At 38.1% G+C, this 17,597-nt stretch carries 18 protein-coding genes, 1 other RNA gene and 1 pseudogene; 7 read left to right on the top strand and 13 right to left on the bottom strand.

Annotation, left to right across the window (positions count from 1 at the left end):
- The first annotated feature begins 34 nt into the window (after nt 1–34).
- Together V2145_RS10490 and ssrS are read left to right on the top strand one after the other, a co-directional pair.
- Nucleotides 35–658 carry a hypothetical protein gene (locus V2145_RS10490; RefSeq protein ID WP_256993240.1) on the top strand — a complete coding sequence of 208 codons (624 nt, stop codon included), beginning with the start codon at nt 35–37 and terminating at the stop codon, nt 656–658.
- Between the two features lie 110 nt (nt 659–768).
- A non-coding RNA gene (ssrS, locus tag V2145_RS10495) (6S RNA) lies at nt 769–946 on the top strand.
- Between the two features lie 204 nt (nt 947–1,150).
- Here ssrS and V2145_RS10500 read toward each other — a convergent pair.
- Nucleotides 1,151–1,645: a hypothetical protein gene (locus V2145_RS10500; protein WP_094909867.1), complete on the bottom strand. Its 495-nt coding sequence runs from the start codon at nt 1,643–1,645 to the stop codon at nt 1,151–1,153.
- 262 nt (nt 1,646–1,907) lie between these two features.
- On the opposite strand from V2145_RS10500, the gene V2145_RS10505 reads away from it, so the two are divergent.
- On the top strand, nt 1,908–2,336 hold the full coding sequence (locus tag V2145_RS10505; RefSeq protein WP_094909866.1) for a pyridoxamine 5'-phosphate oxidase family protein: 429 nt from the start codon (nt 1,908–1,910) through the stop codon (nt 2,334–2,336).
- Between the two features lie 36 nt (nt 2,337–2,372).
- Here V2145_RS10505 and thiE read toward each other — a convergent pair whose 3' ends face one another.
- The 5 genes and pseudogenes from thiE to murQ all read right to left on the bottom strand — a co-directional run bounded on the left by thiE (nt 2,373) and on the right by murQ (nt 7,041).
- Nucleotides 2,373–3,005, bottom strand: coding sequence for a thiamine phosphate synthase (gene thiE / locus V2145_RS10510; protein WP_256993239.1), 633 nt, complete (start codon nt 3,003–3,005; stop codon nt 2,373–2,375).
- A 17-nt stretch (nt 3,006–3,022) separates the two neighbouring features.
- Nucleotides 3,023–3,835, bottom strand: a complete 813-nt coding sequence (gene thiM, locus V2145_RS10515) for a hydroxyethylthiazole kinase (protein WP_094909865.1) — start codon at nt 3,833–3,835, stop codon at nt 3,023–3,025.
- 339 nt (nt 3,836–4,174) lie between these two features.
- On the bottom strand, nt 4,175–4,714 hold the full coding sequence (locus V2145_RS10520) for a PTS sugar transporter subunit IIA (protein ID WP_256993269.1): 540 nt from the start codon (nt 4,712–4,714) through the stop codon (nt 4,175–4,177).
- Nucleotides 4,712–6,118, bottom strand: a pseudogene (locus V2145_RS10525) (PTS transporter subunit EIIC); the annotation flags it as partial. The pseudogene V2145_RS10525 and the gene V2145_RS10520, both read right to left, overlap by 3 nt.
- 32 nt (nt 6,119–6,150) lie before the next feature.
- Nucleotides 6,151–7,041 carry an N-acetylmuramic acid 6-phosphate etherase gene (gene murQ, locus V2145_RS10530; RefSeq protein ID WP_131886841.1) on the bottom strand — a complete coding sequence of 297 codons (891 nt, stop codon included), beginning with the start codon at nt 7,039–7,041 and terminating at the stop codon, nt 6,151–6,153.
- A 220-nt stretch (nt 7,042–7,261) separates the two neighbouring features.
- On the opposite strand from murQ, the gene V2145_RS10535 reads away from it, so the two are divergent.
- The 3 genes from V2145_RS10535 (at nt 7,262) to V2145_RS10545 (ending at nt 9,933) form a co-directional block, all read left to right on the top strand.
- Complete coding sequence (locus V2145_RS10535) at nt 7,262–7,756, top strand: hypothetical protein (protein WP_131886842.1); 495 nt, start codon at nt 7,262–7,264, stop codon at nt 7,754–7,756.
- 165 nt (nt 7,757–7,921) lie between these two features.
- A complete protein-coding gene (locus V2145_RS10540) occupies nt 7,922–9,310 on the top strand; it encodes an MFS transporter (RefSeq protein WP_094909861.1) in 1,389 nt (462 codons plus the stop codon).
- A gap of 26 nt (nt 9,311–9,336) precedes the next feature.
- Entirely contained in the window at nt 9,337–9,933 is a 597-nt protein-coding gene (locus tag V2145_RS10545; protein WP_094909860.1) for a DNA-3-methyladenine glycosylase, read from the top strand.
- A gap of 30 nt (nt 9,934–9,963) precedes the next feature.
- On the opposite strand, the gene V2145_RS10550 is transcribed toward V2145_RS10545, so the two are convergent.
- The 5 genes from V2145_RS10550 to V2145_RS10570 are packed head-to-tail and all read right to left on the bottom strand — an operon-like array spanning nt 9,964 to nt 14,829.
- Nucleotides 9,964–10,932, bottom strand: coding sequence for a sugar phosphate isomerase/epimerase family protein (locus V2145_RS10550; protein WP_210608304.1), 969 nt, complete (start codon nt 10,930–10,932; stop codon nt 9,964–9,966).
- Between the two features lie 17 nt (nt 10,933–10,949).
- Nucleotides 10,950–11,954 carry a Gfo/Idh/MocA family protein gene (locus tag V2145_RS10555; RefSeq protein ID WP_131886844.1) on the bottom strand — a complete coding sequence of 335 codons (1,005 nt, stop codon included), beginning with the start codon at nt 11,952–11,954 and terminating at the stop codon, nt 10,950–10,952.
- A gap of 13 nt (nt 11,955–11,967) precedes the next feature.
- Nucleotides 11,968–12,993, bottom strand: a complete 1,026-nt coding sequence (locus V2145_RS10560; RefSeq protein WP_131886845.1) for a Gfo/Idh/MocA family protein — start codon at nt 12,991–12,993, stop codon at nt 11,968–11,970.
- A gap of 22 nt (nt 12,994–13,015) precedes the next feature.
- Nucleotides 13,016–13,741 (bottom strand): ThuA domain-containing protein, encoded by a 726-nt coding sequence (locus V2145_RS10565; protein WP_094909856.1) that lies wholly within the window; start codon nt 13,739–13,741, stop codon nt 13,016–13,018.
- 53 nt (nt 13,742–13,794) lie between these two features.
- A complete protein-coding gene (locus V2145_RS10570; protein WP_094909855.1) occupies nt 13,795–14,829 on the bottom strand; it encodes a LacI family DNA-binding transcriptional regulator in 1,035 nt (344 codons plus the stop codon).
- A 323-nt stretch (nt 14,830–15,152) separates the two neighbouring features.
- On the opposite strand from V2145_RS10570, the gene V2145_RS10575 reads away from it, so the two are divergent.
- Nucleotides 15,153–15,728 (top strand): cell wall hydrolase, encoded by a 576-nt coding sequence (locus V2145_RS10575; RefSeq protein WP_131886846.1) that lies wholly within the window; start codon nt 15,153–15,155, stop codon nt 15,726–15,728.
- A 34-nt stretch (nt 15,729–15,762) separates the two neighbouring features.
- Here V2145_RS10575 and V2145_RS10580 read toward each other — a convergent pair whose 3' ends face one another.
- Entirely contained in the window at nt 15,763–17,097 is a 1,335-nt protein-coding gene (locus tag V2145_RS10580) for a sodium-dependent transporter (RefSeq protein WP_131886847.1), read from the bottom strand.
- Nucleotides 17,098–17,234: 137 nt separating this feature from the next.
- Complete coding sequence (locus V2145_RS10585; RefSeq protein ID WP_094909853.1) at nt 17,235–17,414, bottom strand: hypothetical protein; 180 nt, start codon at nt 17,412–17,414, stop codon at nt 17,235–17,237.
- Between the last annotated feature and the right edge of the window lie 183 nt (nt 17,415–17,597).

Below are 17,597 nucleotides of genomic sequence, written 5' to 3' on the forward strand. Positions count from 1 at the left end.
ACATGCTATGATAAAACGAAAAGGAGTGAGAATTTTGAAGTATTTATCTATGTGGACTTTCCTTATTATTTATGCATGGCTATTAGCACCCGGCAGTAAAGGAAAAAACGACCTCATCATGATAAAGCTAATCTCTGGGCAGTTCACAACGGTGGAGCCACTCGTCGTTATGATTTTTTCATGTTTAGGACTATTCCCTCTTTTATTTGCATCACTAATTATGCCAAACGATTCGTTTAAACTTCCAGGCTGGCCTTTTTCACTGCTCTCCTTTGGATTAGGAGCTTTCGCACTTTTACCTTACTTTGCACTAAAGGGCGAAAAATCAACTATGAATCGCGGGTTTAGCTCTCTAAATAAATGGTTAACTTCACGCACTTTCTTACTGTTTTTGTTGACCATGACTCTTGTTCTTTATTTGTATGGCTTTACAACAGGCTCATTTTCAGGCTATATAGAAGCTTTCAAGCGTTCTCAACTAGTTAGCGTGATGACGATTGATTTCTTTGCCCTTACTTGGTTAACCTATATTCTTTTTAAAGGTCATCGTTACCGATTCGTATGTGTCCTGCCTATCTTAGGGCCCCTCATTTTACTTTTAACGATAAATAACGAAAAAAGCAATACACCTTTAAATACATTTTTTAGCATTAAATAATTATGTTGCATTTCTACAGATATTGCTTTATAATCATCTCTTGTACACATGATTGCGATTGTGTAAAATTCCTAACACACACCATGTATACCTTTTACCAAGGTATACCTACATACCTGCGCTGTGCGTATACTCATGTTGTCTTAAACCTTTGAGTGTTAAAAGGGAGTTCAAAATTCAGTTGCGGATAGCATGCCCTTTTTGGGACGCTAAAACCGATTGTGCGAACACCCACCTAGTTGATCTGGGTATTTAAGACACTTCGGGTTACGGCAGTGCGGGCTTTTTACTTCACTATAGTTTACATAATGATATTATTGTCTATTCAAAAATTCGTAGTAAAGCCTAAAAACATAAAAACGAACAAAAGAGTAGTAAATCATTACGGTTTTCTACTCTTTTTTGTCGACGCCATATAAACTTATTAGACACGTAAAATAAGTATTTTCACTGCCGCTGTATTTTCCCTCAATCAAGAAAATACTTTTAAACTCAATTGTGCTGGTTCAGTGATTCTTTAGATGAATTCTTTTTTGGCTCTAAAGCATCATCTATAAACATTTGATAGAGATAGTTGACTACTGCCATTCCCATACACATTAGAAAAAGATTAAAACGGGAGAGCGTGCCCATTTTATATACGCGAAGCTTTTCACCAAGTGTCGTAAGTGGGTATGCAAACATGTAGTCAAATACAGCATTCAGCAACATATAAGGAATAAACTTTCCGTAGGTTAATCTAAACACCCAAAAGTTCGCAATGAAAAATCCTCCAAATACAAATGAAATATCACTAGAAAGTCTAGGTACAAGTGGCTTTCGTACTCTCCACCATTTAAAACTTTTGGCAAGCTCACTTAGTAAGGAAATGGCTAATGAACTAAACGTAATAACCGGTAAATATCTTTTGAAGGTTTGTTTATCTGTTTTAAATAGCGTTAACCATGGCAGTACTAACAGTGCTAAGTTATATAATCTTGCTATCATTTTTAATTCTCCTTTGATGTATCTATTCCCCCTGCTAAATCCATATACAGACTATTTTGTTCTTATAACGATTTGTTATTCGTTGATAAAAAAGAAACAAATTGCTTATAGTTAAATTGCAATTCTAACCTTGTTTAACTGTCTAAAATCGGCTAGATTATGCCCAACTAGTGGAAAGGTTAATATTCTTACTCCAATGTTTAGGTTTTTTTGAGCGGTGGTATACCTTAAGTAAGACGATAAACTTAAGGAGCTGATTCAAATGAATAAGCAAGAAATGATAGACAAGTTATCGAACTTACTAGATGAAAATCGAGTGGGCACATTAGCAACCGTTGTGAATCAAAAGCCTAATTCTCGCTACATGACGTTTTTCAAAAAAGATGGTGACATTACCTTGTACACCCCGACAAGCATAGCTACGCATAAAGCTGATGAAATTGAGGAAAACGGCAACGTGCATATTTTGCTTGGCTATAGCGGCGAAGGATACGGAGACAATTATGTAGAAGTATCTGGGATTGCTAAAATTAATGATAGTCAAGAGCTAAAGAACCGCTTTTGGAATGACCATATGTCAAAGTGGTTTAATGGACCTGATGACCCTAACTACGTTTTACTTGAAATTACGCCTGCTCATATCAAATTGATGAATGAAGGAAAAGATACACCAATTTCTATAAGCTTATAGTCTAGATAGAAAATGCCTCCTGTGGGAGGCATTTTTTTATTGTATCGCTCGAAGCAACTGTTCTGCCGCTTTCTTAGGTGAACTTGCTAAGCTAATCGCTGTAATAATAGATACTCCGTCAGCACCAGCTTGAATGACTTTCGGAGCATTTTCGGCTGTTATACCCCCAATTCCTACAATGGGGAAATCAATCTTCTCTTGACGAGCTTGCTGAATTAAGTTTGTGCCTTGAACAGCTTTTGTATCTGTTTTTGTAGTGGTTGGAAAGACAGGCCCCATTCCCACATAATCCGCTTTATCTTTAATTGCCTGCTGTAGTTCTTCAATCGAATGAACTGATACACCAATTAGTTGATGAGGAGCTTTTTCTTTCACAATATATGCCTTTTCATCCTCTTGACCAATATGAATACCATCAGCCTCTAATTTAATTGCTAAATCAACATCATCGTTTACAATAAAAGGTATCTCATGCTGTTTACAGATTTGCTGAAGATCATAAGCAAGCTGATACTTTTCTTTCCCTTGCAGAGCTCCGTCTCCTTTTTCACGAAACTGAAACATGGTAATCCCACCAGCAATCGCTTCCCTTAATACAACTCTAGGATCTTCCTTACAATTATTACTCCCCATAATAAAATAAACCTTTAAACAATCTTTAATATTCACCTTTTGTTAGCTCCCTTCTACTGCTGTTCAATTCGTGCTCCTTGTTTTACTTGCTCTGGCTGAACATGATATAAGGCATCTAAAAAAGCTGCCTGAAAACTTCCTGGCCCTTCACCTGCTGCTTTATCAGCTGCAAGTTCAGCTGCAACTTCATATGCACATAATGCTTCAATAACCGCTTCAACTATTCTTTTCTTTTCAACTGCAACAAAAGCACCAATAACGGATGTTAATAAACAACCTGTTCCTGTTACGTTTGCAAGCATTGAATGCCCATTTGTGATAATATAAGCTGAGTCTCCATTACTAACCACATCTTGTACACCCGTTACAACAACAATTGTTTCCAACTGCTTTGCAGCCGTTTTAGCTAATGTAAGGATATCCCCTTCTTCAGATGCTGCATCTACACCTTTTATCGCCCAGCTTTCTCCTACAACATTAGCAATTTCAGCAGCATTCCCACGAATCACTGATATATTTACTTTATTCAATAATTCTCTTGCTTTAGCTGTGCGAAACGGCGTTGCACCCGCTCCCACCGGATCAAATATAACCGGAACGTCTGCCTCATTGGCTGCTTTTCCTGCAATTATCATCGCTTCAACTTCAGCACTTGTTAACGTTCCCATATTAAGTACGAGTGCTCCAGCAATTTTTGCCATATCTGCAACCTCTTCTTTTGCGTAAGCCATTACGGGCGATGCACCTAAAGCGAGTAAACCGTTCGCTGTAAAATTTGTTACAACAACGTTCGTCATATTATGTACTAGAGGCTTCTCTTGTCTCACCTGAGATAATAAATGGCCTATTTCTTTTTGCTTTGTCATTTTTCCGTCCTCCTACCTTTCGATATAAAAAAAGCACCCTGCATGAACGCAAGGTGCTTTTTACAATCTACTTACATTCCCTACGCTGGCATTATCCAACAGGTTCAAATGGTCTATGATGGTTTCCTAATCATACTCTCAGCCTGCATCCGCAAGCTCCCCATTTTATTAAGCTATAGTAAAAGTCTACTATATAAGTAGGTTTTGATGCAACAGTAAAGCTTCTTCTCATTGTTTGCTTAAAATGCACTTAAATCACAATAATTATCTCGACATAACTTATTAAAGTCAGAGAAGCTTTAAATGTTACCTATGAACTAGCGATGTACTTTAATAATCTTATAGTGTGAAAACCTTATCGGTTCCTTGATTATAAAAGCCCTGCTTATTGATTTTTACTGTTTGCTCTTTAGGTAAATTTGTGAAAATGATTGGCGTTACAATCGACTTGGCATTTTCTTTAATATAGTCCAAATCTAACTTAAGAAGAGGCGTACCTCGTTTAACACTTTGTCCCTCTTCTACTAAGCAGGTAAAGCCTTGTCCCTTTAGAGCGACTGTTTCGACTCCAACGTGAATTAGTATTTCTAACCCCTCATCTGTTTTTAAGCCTAGGGCATGCTTTGTAGGGAAAATACTTACTACTTCTCCTTCAATAGGAGAGGTCAGCGTCTCATTAGTAGGAGTAATAGCGAAACCATCTCCCATCATTTTTGAAGAGAACACAGCATCTGGCACTTCCTCTAGGGGCATAACATAGCCATCAAAAGGAAGTTCGAACTCGCTTTCTAACGTTTTATTTTCTTTTGTATGAAGTTCAGTAGCAACTTCAACTTTATTATTGCTCTCAAGTTTTTCTTTGTTAGAATCTCCTAACATAGCATCCTTTGGTACACCGAATAAATAGGTACAGATGAACCCTCCAGCATAACCTGCAGCTAAACCAATAATATACTTCAACCATAAACTATTTGCAATTAGTGGAATTAGAGCTAAACCTGAGGGACCAATCGCAATGGACCCAACATTACCGAACATCCCAATGACAGCCCCGCCAATTCCTCCACCAATACAAGCTGTAATAAATGGTCGACCCAAAGGAAGAATAACTCCATAAATAAGTGGTTCACCAATACCTAAAATACCAACAGGAAGAGCGCCTTTAATAACTGTAGTAAGTGATTCATTTTTACGACAACGAACCCATAATGCTAAAGCTGCTCCTACTTGTCCAGCACCAGACATTGCAAGGATTGGCAGTAAGATGGTCATGCCAGCTGTATTTATCATCTCAATATGAATCGGAATTAATACTTGATGCAGACCTAACATTACTAATGGTAAAAATGCTACCCCTAATACAAAGCCTGCAAAGATGCCTCCACGTTCAAGCGTCCAATCTATTCCTCCAATTAAGTTACTAGAAATTAAGCCAGCAAACGGCATAATAAAGAAGATAGTTAGCAACCCAATAACGAGAAGTGCAATCGTAGGTGTGACAATGATATCTATTGCATCAGGAATAAATCGGCGTAAAAACTTTTCTAAAAAGGAAAGCAACCATACCGCAATTAAAACTCCAATTACACCGCCTTGACCAGCAGATAGCGGCTGATCAGTAAAGATATTTATAATAGGTAACTCTTCTGTGACTCCGGTTAAGAGAGTTATTCCACCAATAACTCCTCCTAAAGCCGGCGTTGCTCCAAATTCTTTTGCTGCGTTGATACCAACGTAGATAGCTAAATAGCTAAAAATTGCATTTTTTATTACATTTAAAATCGTCACATACTGCTGCCATGTGTCTTGATCAAGGTCTCCTGCCGTGATACTATTTGCTAAAATTGATGCAATTCCAGCTATTAAACCCGCACCAACGAAAGCCGGGATTAAAGGTATGAAAATGCTTCCAACTTTTCTTAAAAAATTTTTAAACGGGGTATTATTTTTCTTTTTCAGTTCCGATTTCATATCTGCACCTTTTGACGTTAAGTTCTCAGTCGAACTTCCTTGAGATGCAAGACCTTCGGAATCTTCTTGAATTACGATACCAAATTGTTCAGCAACTTTCGTAACCACTCCTGGCCCTAAGATAATTTGATACGTATCGTCATCAACAACCCCCACTACTCCTTTTACTTGTTTTATACTAGCTTCATTAATATTACTACGATTAACTGGCGTAACTCGAAGCCTTGTCATACAGTGTGTATAGTTAGCTATATTAGAACTACCTCCAAGAGCTTGAAGTAGTTCTTTAGCTATTTGATGATGTTTACTCATAGCTGTTCTTATCTCCTTTATAAATTCGCTACTTATTTAGCAATTGCTTGACGAACAAACCCTTTCGTCGTTTCTAAACGTTGTAGAGATTCTTCATATGAAAGTCCTGTTAAGATCATAACAATAGCAAGTTTAGAATTAGAATTTGTTTTTTCCAAGTATTCCTCTGCTGTCTCATACGTACATGAAGTCGCCTCCATTACGATACGTTTTGCACGCTCCACAAGCTTTTCATTAGTTAATTGTACATCTACCATTAAGTTCCCATAAACTTTTCCAACCCCTACCATAGAAGCTGTTGATAACATATTACAAATGAGCTTTTGTGCAGTTCCAGCTTTCAAGCGAGTAGAACCCGTTAATACCTCAGGACCTGCTACAACTTCAATGCTAATATCAGCTATTCTTCCGATGTCAGAACCTTTGTTACAACTAACTGCTACAGTTGGAGCTCCAATTGAACGAGCATACTCTAAAGCGCCAATAACATAAGGTGTTCGACCACTTGCAGCAATTCCTACCACGATGTCTCCGTTAGTCAGGCCAATGTTTTGCAAATCTTCTTTACCTAAGTCTTTGCTATCCTCTGCTCCTTCAACCGCTTTAATAAAAGCTTTCTCTCCACCAGCCATTAAGCCTAGCACTTCTTCAGGATTTGTACCAAAAGTAGGTGGACACTCTACAGCATCTAATAATCCAATTCGGCCGCTAGTTCCCGCACCTATATAAATAAGACGACCACCTTGTTTTTTTACTTCTATGATTGCTTCTACAGCTTTTGCAATGGAAGGAATTTCATCATTAACGGCTTTAGCCACTTTTTCATCTTCTTTATTCATTGTTGTTAGAAACTCTACAATAGACATTTCGTCTAAATTCATTGTTTTTTCATTACGAGCCTCAGTAGTTAAATTTTCTAGCATTTCTTCTCCTCCTAAACGATTCATTCTGTTAACGTTTACAGTATAAACAATAACTCATTTAAAATTTAATTTCAATAGTTTTTATAAAAATTGAAATTAAATTTTAAAATCCCTCATTACTTATGAAAATTCTTTCTACTTTCGCTACACGAGACAGTAAGAATATTGATACTGTGTCAAGCAGTACGTTCATACACTTAATAATGGAGGTGAAAGTTAAATGAAGAAAAAACTTTTGCTGCTGTTTACTCCACTGCTGTTGCTTTTATCAGCCTGCCTAAACGACCCCGTTCAAGACGATTTATTAAACTACTCAAACAATGAAATTCCCAAGGTCAGTAAAATAGAAATACAGGCGGTTGAAGCATATGACAGCGTATCTGGAGCTAACTACACAGATGATTTTACAATGTACAATACGCTTGTGGATGACGTGATTCCACAGTATCGTGAATTTATTGAAGAACTGGAAAAAATTGAAGTAGAAACAGATGAGCTACGAGCACTTCATGAAGATTACATTAAAGCTGCCAATACTCAGTATAATGCTTTTGCAAAGATTGTCAGTGCTCTTGAGAAACAAGACCCTGAATTAATTGTTGAAGCTAATGTAATGTTAGATGAAGCAAGAAAGGGAATGCGTCAATATGCAAGTGATATTAAAAAGCTTGCCAAAGAGCATAAAGTGACGTTTGAGAAGGAAGAAAAGCTTTAAAAGCGAAATAAAATCAGGTGCGTGCACCTGATTTTATTTCGTAACCCGAAAAAGATTGACAAACGTATCATAAAATTCTATATTTATATACCTGTAGACAAGTTTGAGAATTAATGACATATCATTAAACCTTGTTTAAATATGCTATTTTGTAAGGAGATAAAGATGACTACCACTACTATTAATACGAATGAAGAGAATGAAGAGCATTCAATCTTAGAACCAAAACCATTTAAAGAATCTGTTGTTATTCCTTTTTGGAGTTTGACAGTTATGCTTGTAGTAATGAACACTACAATGTTTAATGTTGCTCTTCCTAAAGTATCCACTGAATTTGCTTTAACATCTTCAACCTCTGCTTGGATTATTACTGGCTATTCTGTTGTTTTTGCGATTGCGACAATTACATATAGTCGACTATCCGACTTCGTTCCGATTAGACAGCTACTAACAACTGGCTTAACGCTTCTTGGAATTGCTTCAATTATCGGCTTTGTTTCGAACAACTTTACAATGTTGTTATTCGCTCGCGTTCTTCAAGCTGCCGGGGCAGCAGCAGTACCTGGACTAGCAATGATTTTAATCACGCGCTATATCCCAAAATCTAGACGTGGTAAATCAATGTCTATGATTTCTTCTGCTGCGTCGCTTGGATTTGGTCTTGGACCTGTTATTGGAGGAGCAGTGACCGAGTATATGGGCTGGAACTTTCTATTCATCGTTACAGGATTAGTTTTGATTTTCATCCCACTATTTCATAAAGTATTACCCGCTGAAGATAAAAAGAAAGTTTACTTTGATATTCTAGGTGGTATCCTAACAGCAGCAGGCGTGACTGGCTTTTTACTATTTTTAACTTCCTATTCGTTGGTACTACTAGCAGTCGGTATTGTAGCTATTATTTTATTAAGCATTCGTATCCGCAAGCATAACCATCCGTTTATTGAGCCCAAGCTTTTTCAAAGTAAAGGCTATTTACTATTAAATGGAATTGGGTTTGCAGCATACATGACTCATTTTGCTACTCTTTTTATTATGCCGTTATTATTGGTACAAGTTTTCCAAAAAAGCTCTGCTGAAATCGGCTTGCTAATTTTCCCAGGTGCCATTCTTTCAGCAGTTGCTTCTCGTTTTATTGGTAAAATTATTGATCAATTTGGAAACAACGTATTAATTCGATTTGGCCATCTGTTTTTATGTCTTGCCGCTATATTATTTACATTTTTTAGCACGGTGTCTCCAACAGCAATTCTGTTTGTTTATATGTTTATGAGCGTTGGCTTCACGTCTCTTACGTCTAGCGTAGCGAACGAAATTTCACGTGTTTTACCTTCAGATAGTGTTGGTACAGGAATGGGATTCTCACAACTTTCTCAGTTCGTTGGTGGAGCTACGGGCGTAGCCTTAACAGGAGTAGCAATCGTTTGGCAAAAAAGCTTACCAATTGAAGCAGCATTTCAGAATTTGTTCATCGGCATGACAGTATTAATCATCGTATCATTTATGTTATTTTTAGGATATAAACGTGTTGCGGTAGAAACACCTGAAGATTAACTTAGCATAAAGGAAGGGGATTATCTGTGGACGGTACATTAACACTTCAGCCTCTAGATGTTTCATTTTATAAACAACCAACACTATCTTTAGCAAAATCCCTGCTCGGTTGTTTACTTATTCACGAAACAACTGAGGGTACTACCTCTGGATTTATCGTTGAAACAGAAGCCTATATGGGTCCTGAAGACCGCGCTGCACATAGCTTTAATAACCGGCGAACAAAGCGGACGGAAGTGATGTTCGGTGCTCCCGGCAATGTATATACCTATGTCATGCACACCCACTGCCTTGTTAATATTGTCAGCGGCCCAGTTGATAAGCCAGAAGCTGTGTTAATTCGAGCAATCGAACCTTTTAGTGGGATTAATCTTATTCAAGAGCGTCGAAAGCATGCTCTGCCCAAAAATTGGACAAACGGACCTGGAAAGTTAACAAAAGCACTTGCGATTACAATGAATGCTTATGGACATGACATTACTAGTTCACCTCTTTACATCTCAAAAGGATTTACGCCTACATCTATTTCGTCAGGACCAAGGATTGGCATCGATAATTCTGGTGAAGCAAAAGATTACCCTTGGCGATTTTGGATTACGGATCATCCTTATGTATCCAAATAAAACAACGCACTTTAAAGTGCGTTGTTTTATTTATACCCACCACATTTGTGAAGGCTGCTCTTCAATTAAAATACTTTGAAGGTTTGTTACAGCACGATTAAACCCTTCGTTAATTGACATAATTGGGTCTTCATGCTCTATGCTTACAACATAATCATATCCATACGTACGTAAAGCGCTCATCATATCAGACCATTCTGTTAAGCTATGTCCACACCCTACTGAGCGGAATGTCCATGCGCGAGAGCGAACTTCACCATAAGGCTGCATATCTGTTAATCCATACATATTAATGTTTTCTTGATCCAAATACGTATCTTTTGCATGGAAGTGATGAATCGCATTTTCTTTAGCAAGAATTTTAATGGCTGCAACAGGATCAATCCCTTGCCACCACAAATGACTTGGGTCTAAGTTTGCACCAATTGCGTCGCATGTTGCTTCACGTAGCTTTAATAACGTATACGGTGTATGTACTAAAAACCCACCGTGAAGCTCCAAACCAATTTTCACATTGTGCTCTTGTGCATACGCGCCTACTTCTTTCCAATAAGGAATTAATTTTTCTTCCCACTGCCACTTTAAAACGTCACCATACTCATTTGGCCAAGGTGTAACCGGCCAGTTTGGATATTTTGCCCCATCATGATCACCTGCTGTTCCTGAAAAACAATTCACAACTGGGACATCTAGTAACGAAGCTAGTTTAATCGTTTTTAATAGCGTTTCATGAGATTCTTTTGCAAAATTAACCTCTGGTGAGATTGGGTTTCCATGGCAGCTGAATGCACTAATCGTTAATCCACGATCCGTGATTTGATTTTTATACGCTTTTCGTGCAGCTTCATCCTCTAAAAGCTCATCCAACGGACAATGATTGTTTCCAGGATAGCCCCCTGTTCCAATTTCCACTGCATGAAGCCCAGCAGCTTTAACAGTATCCAGCATTTCTTCAAATGATTTATCCGCAAATAATACAGTAAATACCCCTAATTTCAACTTAGTCTCCTCCTCTTTTAGTTCTTACTACTATTATAAATAGCATCAATGATAGCTGATGTTTGAAGCGCTTCTTCCGGCTTTACGACAAGGTCTTCTTTACCTTTACAAGCATTAATAAAATTATTCGCTTGCAATAAGCTATAGTTTTCTTCCCCATCTATCCAAGCTGCTTGGCTGTTTAACAACATGCCATTTTTAGACGTATATAATTCAAACGGAAACACATTGATGCCTCCATTAACACCAGAAATGCTTACATGCTCTTCGTCGTCTGCTATATTAGCTGCCCAAGATGTCTCAAGTAACAACGATGCACCGTTATCAAACTTGATATAGGCTGTAACGTGGTCATCCACTTCAAACGTTTCGTGATTAAACGTCCCCCACTGATTTAGCTGGTTGGGTGACCGACTTAAGTCGTTATACGTAGATCCCACTACTTCTGTATGTTTTGGATTCCCCATTAGCCATACAGCTAAGTCAAGAAGGTGACAGCCGTAGTCGATTAAGCTTCCTCCACCTTGCAAGTCTTTATTAGTGAACACGCCCCATCCTGGTACTTTTCGACGCCTCATTGCTCTTACGCGGGCAACAAGCGGCTTCCCAACTTCATCCATGCTTTTTTTAGCAGCTTGTGCTTCCTTCATGAATCGATAATGATAAGCAATCGCTAGCACTTTATCTGCTTTCTTTGCTTCTTGAATCATTTGCTCGCATTCTGCTTTCGATAAAGCCATTGGCTTTTCACATAACACGTGGATACCAGCTTTTAACGCTTCTATTGCATATTCAGCATGGAATTTATTCGGTGTACAAATACAAACGGCATCGACTTCTGCAAACATGTCTTTGTAGTCAATAAATACATGTGGAATACCATGCTCATTTGCTACTTCCGTTGCGCGCTCGACATTAATATCACTCACGGCCACAATCTCACACTCATCCTGTAGCTGTTTAAATGCTGGAATGTGGCGGCCTACTGCAATACCGCCCACTCCAATAATTCCTACTTTCACAGCTATCACCTCATTACACTTGCTTAATTTGTTTTGTTTCACTAGACTCAAGAGCAGCTAAAATAACAGCTAATGACTTAAATCCTTCTTCGCCTGAAACCGGTGTTTCTGTATCATTAATAATTGCTTCCACAAATTTTTCAACAACATGAGAGTTGCTCTGACCACCATCATCATTTGATTGAATTTTCCCTAACTCGTACTTCACAACTTCTCCAGTTGCGTATTGAACTACTAATGAATGGTTTGGATCGTCTTCTAGGCGTAAAATTGCTTTTTCGCCATAAATGATTGTTGAATTATCTTCTTTGCTTGTGTACGCCCAACTTGCTGCTAGCGTACCCACAATACCGCTTTCTGTTTTTAATACACAAACCGCATTGTCATCTACATCGCCAAAATCTTTTGCAGTTGTTTCAACAAATGCACCAACTTCAACAATTTCTTCCCCTAAAATGTAGCGAAGCAAGTCAGTTTTATGAACACCTAAATCTCCCATCGCTCCAATAAATGCTTCTTCTTTTCTAAAGAACCAGCTGTCCTTACCGTCTACGCTCCACCCTTCTGGACCGCCGTGTCCGAAAGCTGTACGGAAGCTATAGATTCTTCCAACTTCACCGTTTTCAATTAATTGGCGCGCTTTTTGGTGAGATGCTACAAAACGTTGGTTATGAGCAATCATTAGCTTTTTGTCATTTGTTTTAGCTGCTTCTATCATCGCTTCAGCAGATTCTTTTGACGTTGCCATTGGCTTTTCACATAGAACATGTACCCCGCTGTTTAATGCTACAACGGAGATAGGAGCATGCAGGTAGTTCGGTGTACAAACGCTAACTGCATCCACTGTTCCGCTTGCTAATAGCTCTTCATAACTTGTATAAGCCTTTACGCCGTATTCACTTGCTACTTTATTGGCACGCTCTTCGTTAATATCACAAACGGCTACTAGCTCTACATGTTTGTTTATTTTATATTCTGGCAAATGACGATACTGAGCAATACTTCCACAACCGATAACTGCTACTTTTAATTTCTCCATTATTTTTCTCCCCTTTAGTTCCTTAGTTTTTTACCGTAATTTTTTCAAGCGGTTGAGCGTTTCCATATACTGGACGTTTGCGATCAACAGGCTTTGCCCAATTTACAGCGTTTACAATTACGCGTTGGATATCTTTATTGTGGTAAGTTGGATATGTTTCATGTCCTGGTCGGAAGTAAAACACCTTTCCGTTTCCACGCTTATACGTGCATCCGCTGCGGAAGATTTCTCCACCTTCAAACCAACTTGTGAAAACAAGTTCATCTGGAGCGGGAATATCAAAATGCTCTCCATACATTTCTTCACGCTCAAGTTCAATAAATTCTGAAATCCCTTCTGCAATTGGGTGAGAAGGATCGATAACCCATAAGCGCTCTTTTTCATCTGCTTCACGCCATTTTAGATCACAGCTTGTTCCCATTAATGTTTTAAAGATTTTTGAAAAATGTCCCGAATGTAAGACGATTAGTCCCATACCATCCAACACGCGTTGCTGTACTTTTTGGACTACTTCATCCGATACTTCTTCATGAGCTAAATGCCCCCACCAAACAAGCACATCAGTATTTTCAAGAACTTCATCTGTTAACCCATGCTCAGGCTCATCAAGCGTAGCTGTAGCTGCTGTATACCCAGCTTCTTGTAAAAATGAAGCAATAGCGCCGTGAATCCCTTCTGGATAAACTTCTCTTACAACTGGATTTTTTTGCTCGTGACGATTTTCGTTCCATACCGTTACTTTTGTCATTTTTATATCCCCTTTAACACCATTTGTTTTTAGTGAACCGATTAACCTGCCACTTACCTTTTCTTTTTAGCTGTGGACTCCCGCTGAACGAGCTCAGTCGACAGTCGAATATGTTGAAGTGCGGTAGTTTCATTTTCAATTGCTTGAATAATTGATGTGGCAGCTACCGACCCTTTATTAAATACATCTTGACGTACCGTAGTTAAGCTAGGTGTAGCATAACTACTAAACGTTAAATCATCAAATCCTACAATTGAATAATCTTCTGGTATGCGCTTACCTTCTTCTTGTAGCGCTTTCATTATTCCTAATGCTAGCGTATCAGATGAAGCAAAGAATGCAGACATAGAATGTGGACGTGATAATAACTCTTTTCCCACCCTGTATCCATTTTCAAATGAACTATCTAACGCTTCGAATATATGTGATTTGCACGGCTTGATCCCCGCCTCTTTGAGCGCTTTTTCGTAGCCAATAAACCGCTTATGGTCGATAGGGCTATTTGTCATTCGATGAGCAATGAAACCGATTGCACTATGACCTAGCTCAATTAAATGTTTCGTAGCTTGATAGCCACCTTCCTCATCGTTCATCGTAATATGATTGAAATAACGCTCGTACTTATCGTATGTATCTACTAACACGATAGGCTTAGATAACGCTTTCATCTCTTCGTATAAACGATTTGGAAATACGCCTAAAAATACTAGGCCATCTACGTTTCGCTTGCGAATCCATTTCATGCACTCACTTGGACTTTGCACACCTGAAATGAGTAAATCATATCCATTTTTACGAAGTACGTATTCGATTCCACTAATCATTTCACTTTGATAGTGATTATCTTTAAACATCGTAACAAGGGAATCATTCACTAAAGGAAACATAACCGCAATGACGTTTGATTTTCGCTTTGACAAACTTACTGCCGTTAGATTTGGTTCATATTCAAGTTCTTTAACCGCTTTCAAAATTCTCTGTTTTGTTTCATCTGATACTTTGTTAATACCATTTAACACATAAGATACAGCTGCGGGAGAAACTCCTGCGTGCTTTGCAACATCTCGAATCGTTATTTTTCCATTCATATACCCACTCCAGTTAAACGGTTAACTAGTTACACGCTCATTATAAGCCACCTTGAATTTCAAGTCAATCCTCTTTTTAGAAATAAGAATAATTATTTGAACTAATTGTATCTTTACGGATAGGTACTCTTCTTCGTTATTTCACTCTTTTAAAGCGCAACGTTTACTATCCATTAAAGATATGGGCATTTATTACGATTATTGTTAAATTTATTTAATATCTTCCTAGACTGGTATGTTTTCATTAATGACAAGACACCTCGTAAGCTGTTACTCTTTAGAACGTGCACGCTAAAACAATACACATCGGAGGTTATAAAACTATGTGGAAAAGATTAGCTATTATTGGTGCTTTAACAGTGCCTATGCTCGGATTAGGGCATTCAGCAAGCGCAGCGGAAACAACGCATCGCGTAGAAAGCGGCGATTCCCTTTATAAAATTGGGATGGAATATGGTGTCTCTATCAAAGATTTAAAAGAGGAAAACAATAAAGAAACTGACGGACTTGCAATCAATGAAACACTAAAAATCCCAAGTTCAATTAGCAGTACAGACAAAGATCTATTAGCTCGTATTATTCATGCAGAAGCAAAAGGAGAGCCTTATCCTGGAAAGGTTGCAGTTGCGACTGTTATCTTAAACCGCGTCGATGATGATGCATTCCCAAATTCTATTCGTGAAGTCATTTACCAAAAAGGCCAGTTTGAACCTGTAAGCAATGGTGAAATTAACAAGCCAGCGGATGCTGAAGCGAAAAAAGCAGTAAATGAAGCGTTAGCATTACACGGACAAGGAAGCGGTTCTCTCTTCTTCTTCAACCCTTCAAAAACAGATAACCAATGGCTACGTCAAAAAGAAGTTACTACTACAATTGGTGACCACGTTTTTGCAAAATAAAAAAAAGCACTCCTTCTGGAGTGCTTTTTTTTGCCTAATAGGCACTAACTAAGTTAAATAAAACCACAATAATAATGAACGGTAACACATATTTAACTAAGATAAACCACGTTGAAAATAGCTTTTCGGACTTGACGCTTCCGGCTTTAAATTCTTCAAACACGTGTTCTTTTTTCATTTTCCATGTAATAAAAATAGCGATTAATAAACTTCCTATAGGAAGCATTAAATTACTTACAAAGAAATCTGCTGTATCAAAAATGTTTCTACCAAACACCGTGACATTCTTTAAAACACCAAATGACAACGCTGAAGGCAATCCTACAAGAAAGACAATCCCCCCTGCTAACATTGCAGATCTCGGGCGTTTTTCCTGCTTTTCTTTTGTAAGAGCCGCCACAATAATTTCGAGTAGTGAAAAAGACGACGTTAACGTTGCAAATAAAAATAACAGCAAGAATAGTGCTAAAAATACAGATCCAAATGGTACTTGCTCAAACACTTGTGGCAATACAACAAAAAGTAATCCTGGCCCTTCGGTTGGCTCCATGCCTAATGCAAATACGGCAGGGAAAATAGCTAGTCCAGCTAGCAATGATACAACCAGATTTAAAATAGAGATGGAACCAGCAGATTTTGTTAAGCTTATGTCTTTTCCTAAATATGAACTATACGTAACCATGCAAGATAAACCCACACATAAAGAAAAGAAAGACTGCCCTAATGCGTACAGGACAGATGTACCTGTAATAGCGCTAAAGTCAGGCTTCAAAAAGAACTCTATACCTTCTGTTGCGCCATCTAGGGTCAAAGAACGAACAACGATAATTAAAAAACAAATAAATAACAAAGGCATCATATATTTATTTGCACGCTCAATCCCTTTTTGAACTCCTCTTGATATAACATATACGTTGATAATCAAAAATAAAGCCTGCGCTCCAATTACGAGATAAGGCTCTGCGATAATCGTATTAAAAAGTGCACCATATTCTTTCCCAGTAAGTAATCCACTAAAGCTCATAATGGTATAAAGCATAATCCATCCGCCTACAACGCTGTAAAAAGACAGCAAGACAAGACAGCTAAGAACACCTACTCTCCCAATCCAAACCCAAGCTGTATTGGGGGCAATTGCCTTATACGCACTAATCGCTTCTTTTCCAGTATGTCTACCAATAATGAATTCCGCTAACAACAGCGGCAATCCAATAAAGAGCGTAAACAGTACAAATAATAAAAAGAATGCTCCTCCACCGCTTGTCCCAGTCACATAGGGAAATTTCCAAATGGCACCAAGACCGATCGCAGCACCTGCAGATGCTAATACGAATCCTAAACGTGAAGACCACTGATTTGCTTTACTCATATAACCAAATTCTCTCCTCTTCTATACTCATCTGAATAGTACTTTATCATATCTCGAAGAGAAAATCATTCTCTATTGCACTTTTTCAAGAAAAACATTGCTTATTTCATTTTCTTACAATAATTTTTCAGTTCTAACTATTCACGAAAAGAAGATTCGTCACCGTCATATGCTTCTTGATTCGAAATAATTTCAATATGCAAATGTCCCTCCTTTTCTAACCTAAGGGCTTCTTGCTCCGCTTCCGCCTGATTTCGGCATGTAATTTGACTATATTCCATGTTTTCTTTATTCGTATACGCTACTAAATAGGTCATTTTTTCCGCTCCTCTTCTACTTTATCACTTATCCTATAGCCTTGAATGCACGTATTTAAACATCCTAGACTATTTTTTTCTTCTCTACATACTTATAGATATAATCAATCCTGTGTAAAGGAGGGTACAGAATGACCTTTATTTTATCTTTTATTCCCATTGTTGTCCCTTTTGGCATATTGA

Source organism: Priestia sp. GS2 (genome assembly GCF_036409025.1).
Taxonomy (GTDB): Bacteria; Bacillota; Bacilli; order Bacillales; family Bacillaceae_H; genus Priestia; species Priestia aryabhattai_A.

Excerpts from the sequence above, each read along its gene's own strand:
- V2145_RS10500 (WP_094909867.1), bottom strand. The coding sequence starts at position 1,645 with ATGATAGCAAGATTATATAACTTAGCACTGTTAGTACTGCCATGGTTA.
- V2145_RS10505 (WP_094909866.1), top strand. The coding sequence starts at position 1,908 with ATGAATAAGCAAGAAATGATAGACAAGTTATCGAACTTACTAGATGAA.
- thiM (WP_094909865.1), bottom strand. The coding sequence starts at position 3,835 with ATGACAAAGCAAAAAGAAATAGGCCATTTATTATCTCAGGTGAGACAA.
- V2145_RS10520 (WP_256993269.1), bottom strand. The coding sequence starts at position 4,714 with ATGTTAGGAGATTCTAACAAAGAAAAACTTGAGAGCAATAATAAAGTT.
- murQ (WP_131886841.1), bottom strand. The coding sequence starts at position 7,041 with ATGCTAGAAAATTTAACTACTGAGGCTCGTAATGAAAAAACAATGAAT.
- V2145_RS10535 (WP_131886842.1), top strand. The coding sequence starts at position 7,262 with ATGAAGAAAAAACTTTTGCTGCTGTTTACTCCACTGCTGTTGCTTTTA.
- V2145_RS10540 (WP_094909861.1), top strand. The coding sequence starts at position 7,922 with ATGACTACCACTACTATTAATACGAATGAAGAGAATGAAGAGCATTCA.
- V2145_RS10560 (WP_131886845.1), bottom strand. The coding sequence starts at position 12,993 with ATGGAGAAATTAAAAGTAGCAGTTATCGGTTGTGGAAGTATTGCTCAG.
- V2145_RS10565 (WP_094909856.1), bottom strand. The coding sequence starts at position 13,741 with ATGACAAAAGTAACGGTATGGAACGAAAATCGTCACGAGCAAAAAAAT.
- V2145_RS10570 (WP_094909855.1), bottom strand. The coding sequence starts at position 14,829 with ATGAATGGAAAAATAACGATTCGAGATGTTGCAAAGCACGCAGGAGTT.
- V2145_RS10575 (WP_131886846.1), top strand. The coding sequence starts at position 15,153 with ATGTGGAAAAGATTAGCTATTATTGGTGCTTTAACAGTGCCTATGCTC.
- V2145_RS10580 (WP_131886847.1), bottom strand. The coding sequence starts at position 17,097 with ATGAGTAAAGCAAATCAGTGGTCTTCACGTTTAGGATTCGTATTAGCA.
- V2145_RS10585 (WP_094909853.1), bottom strand. The coding sequence starts at position 17,414 with ATGACCTATTTAGTAGCGTATACGAATAAAGAAAACATGGAATATAGT.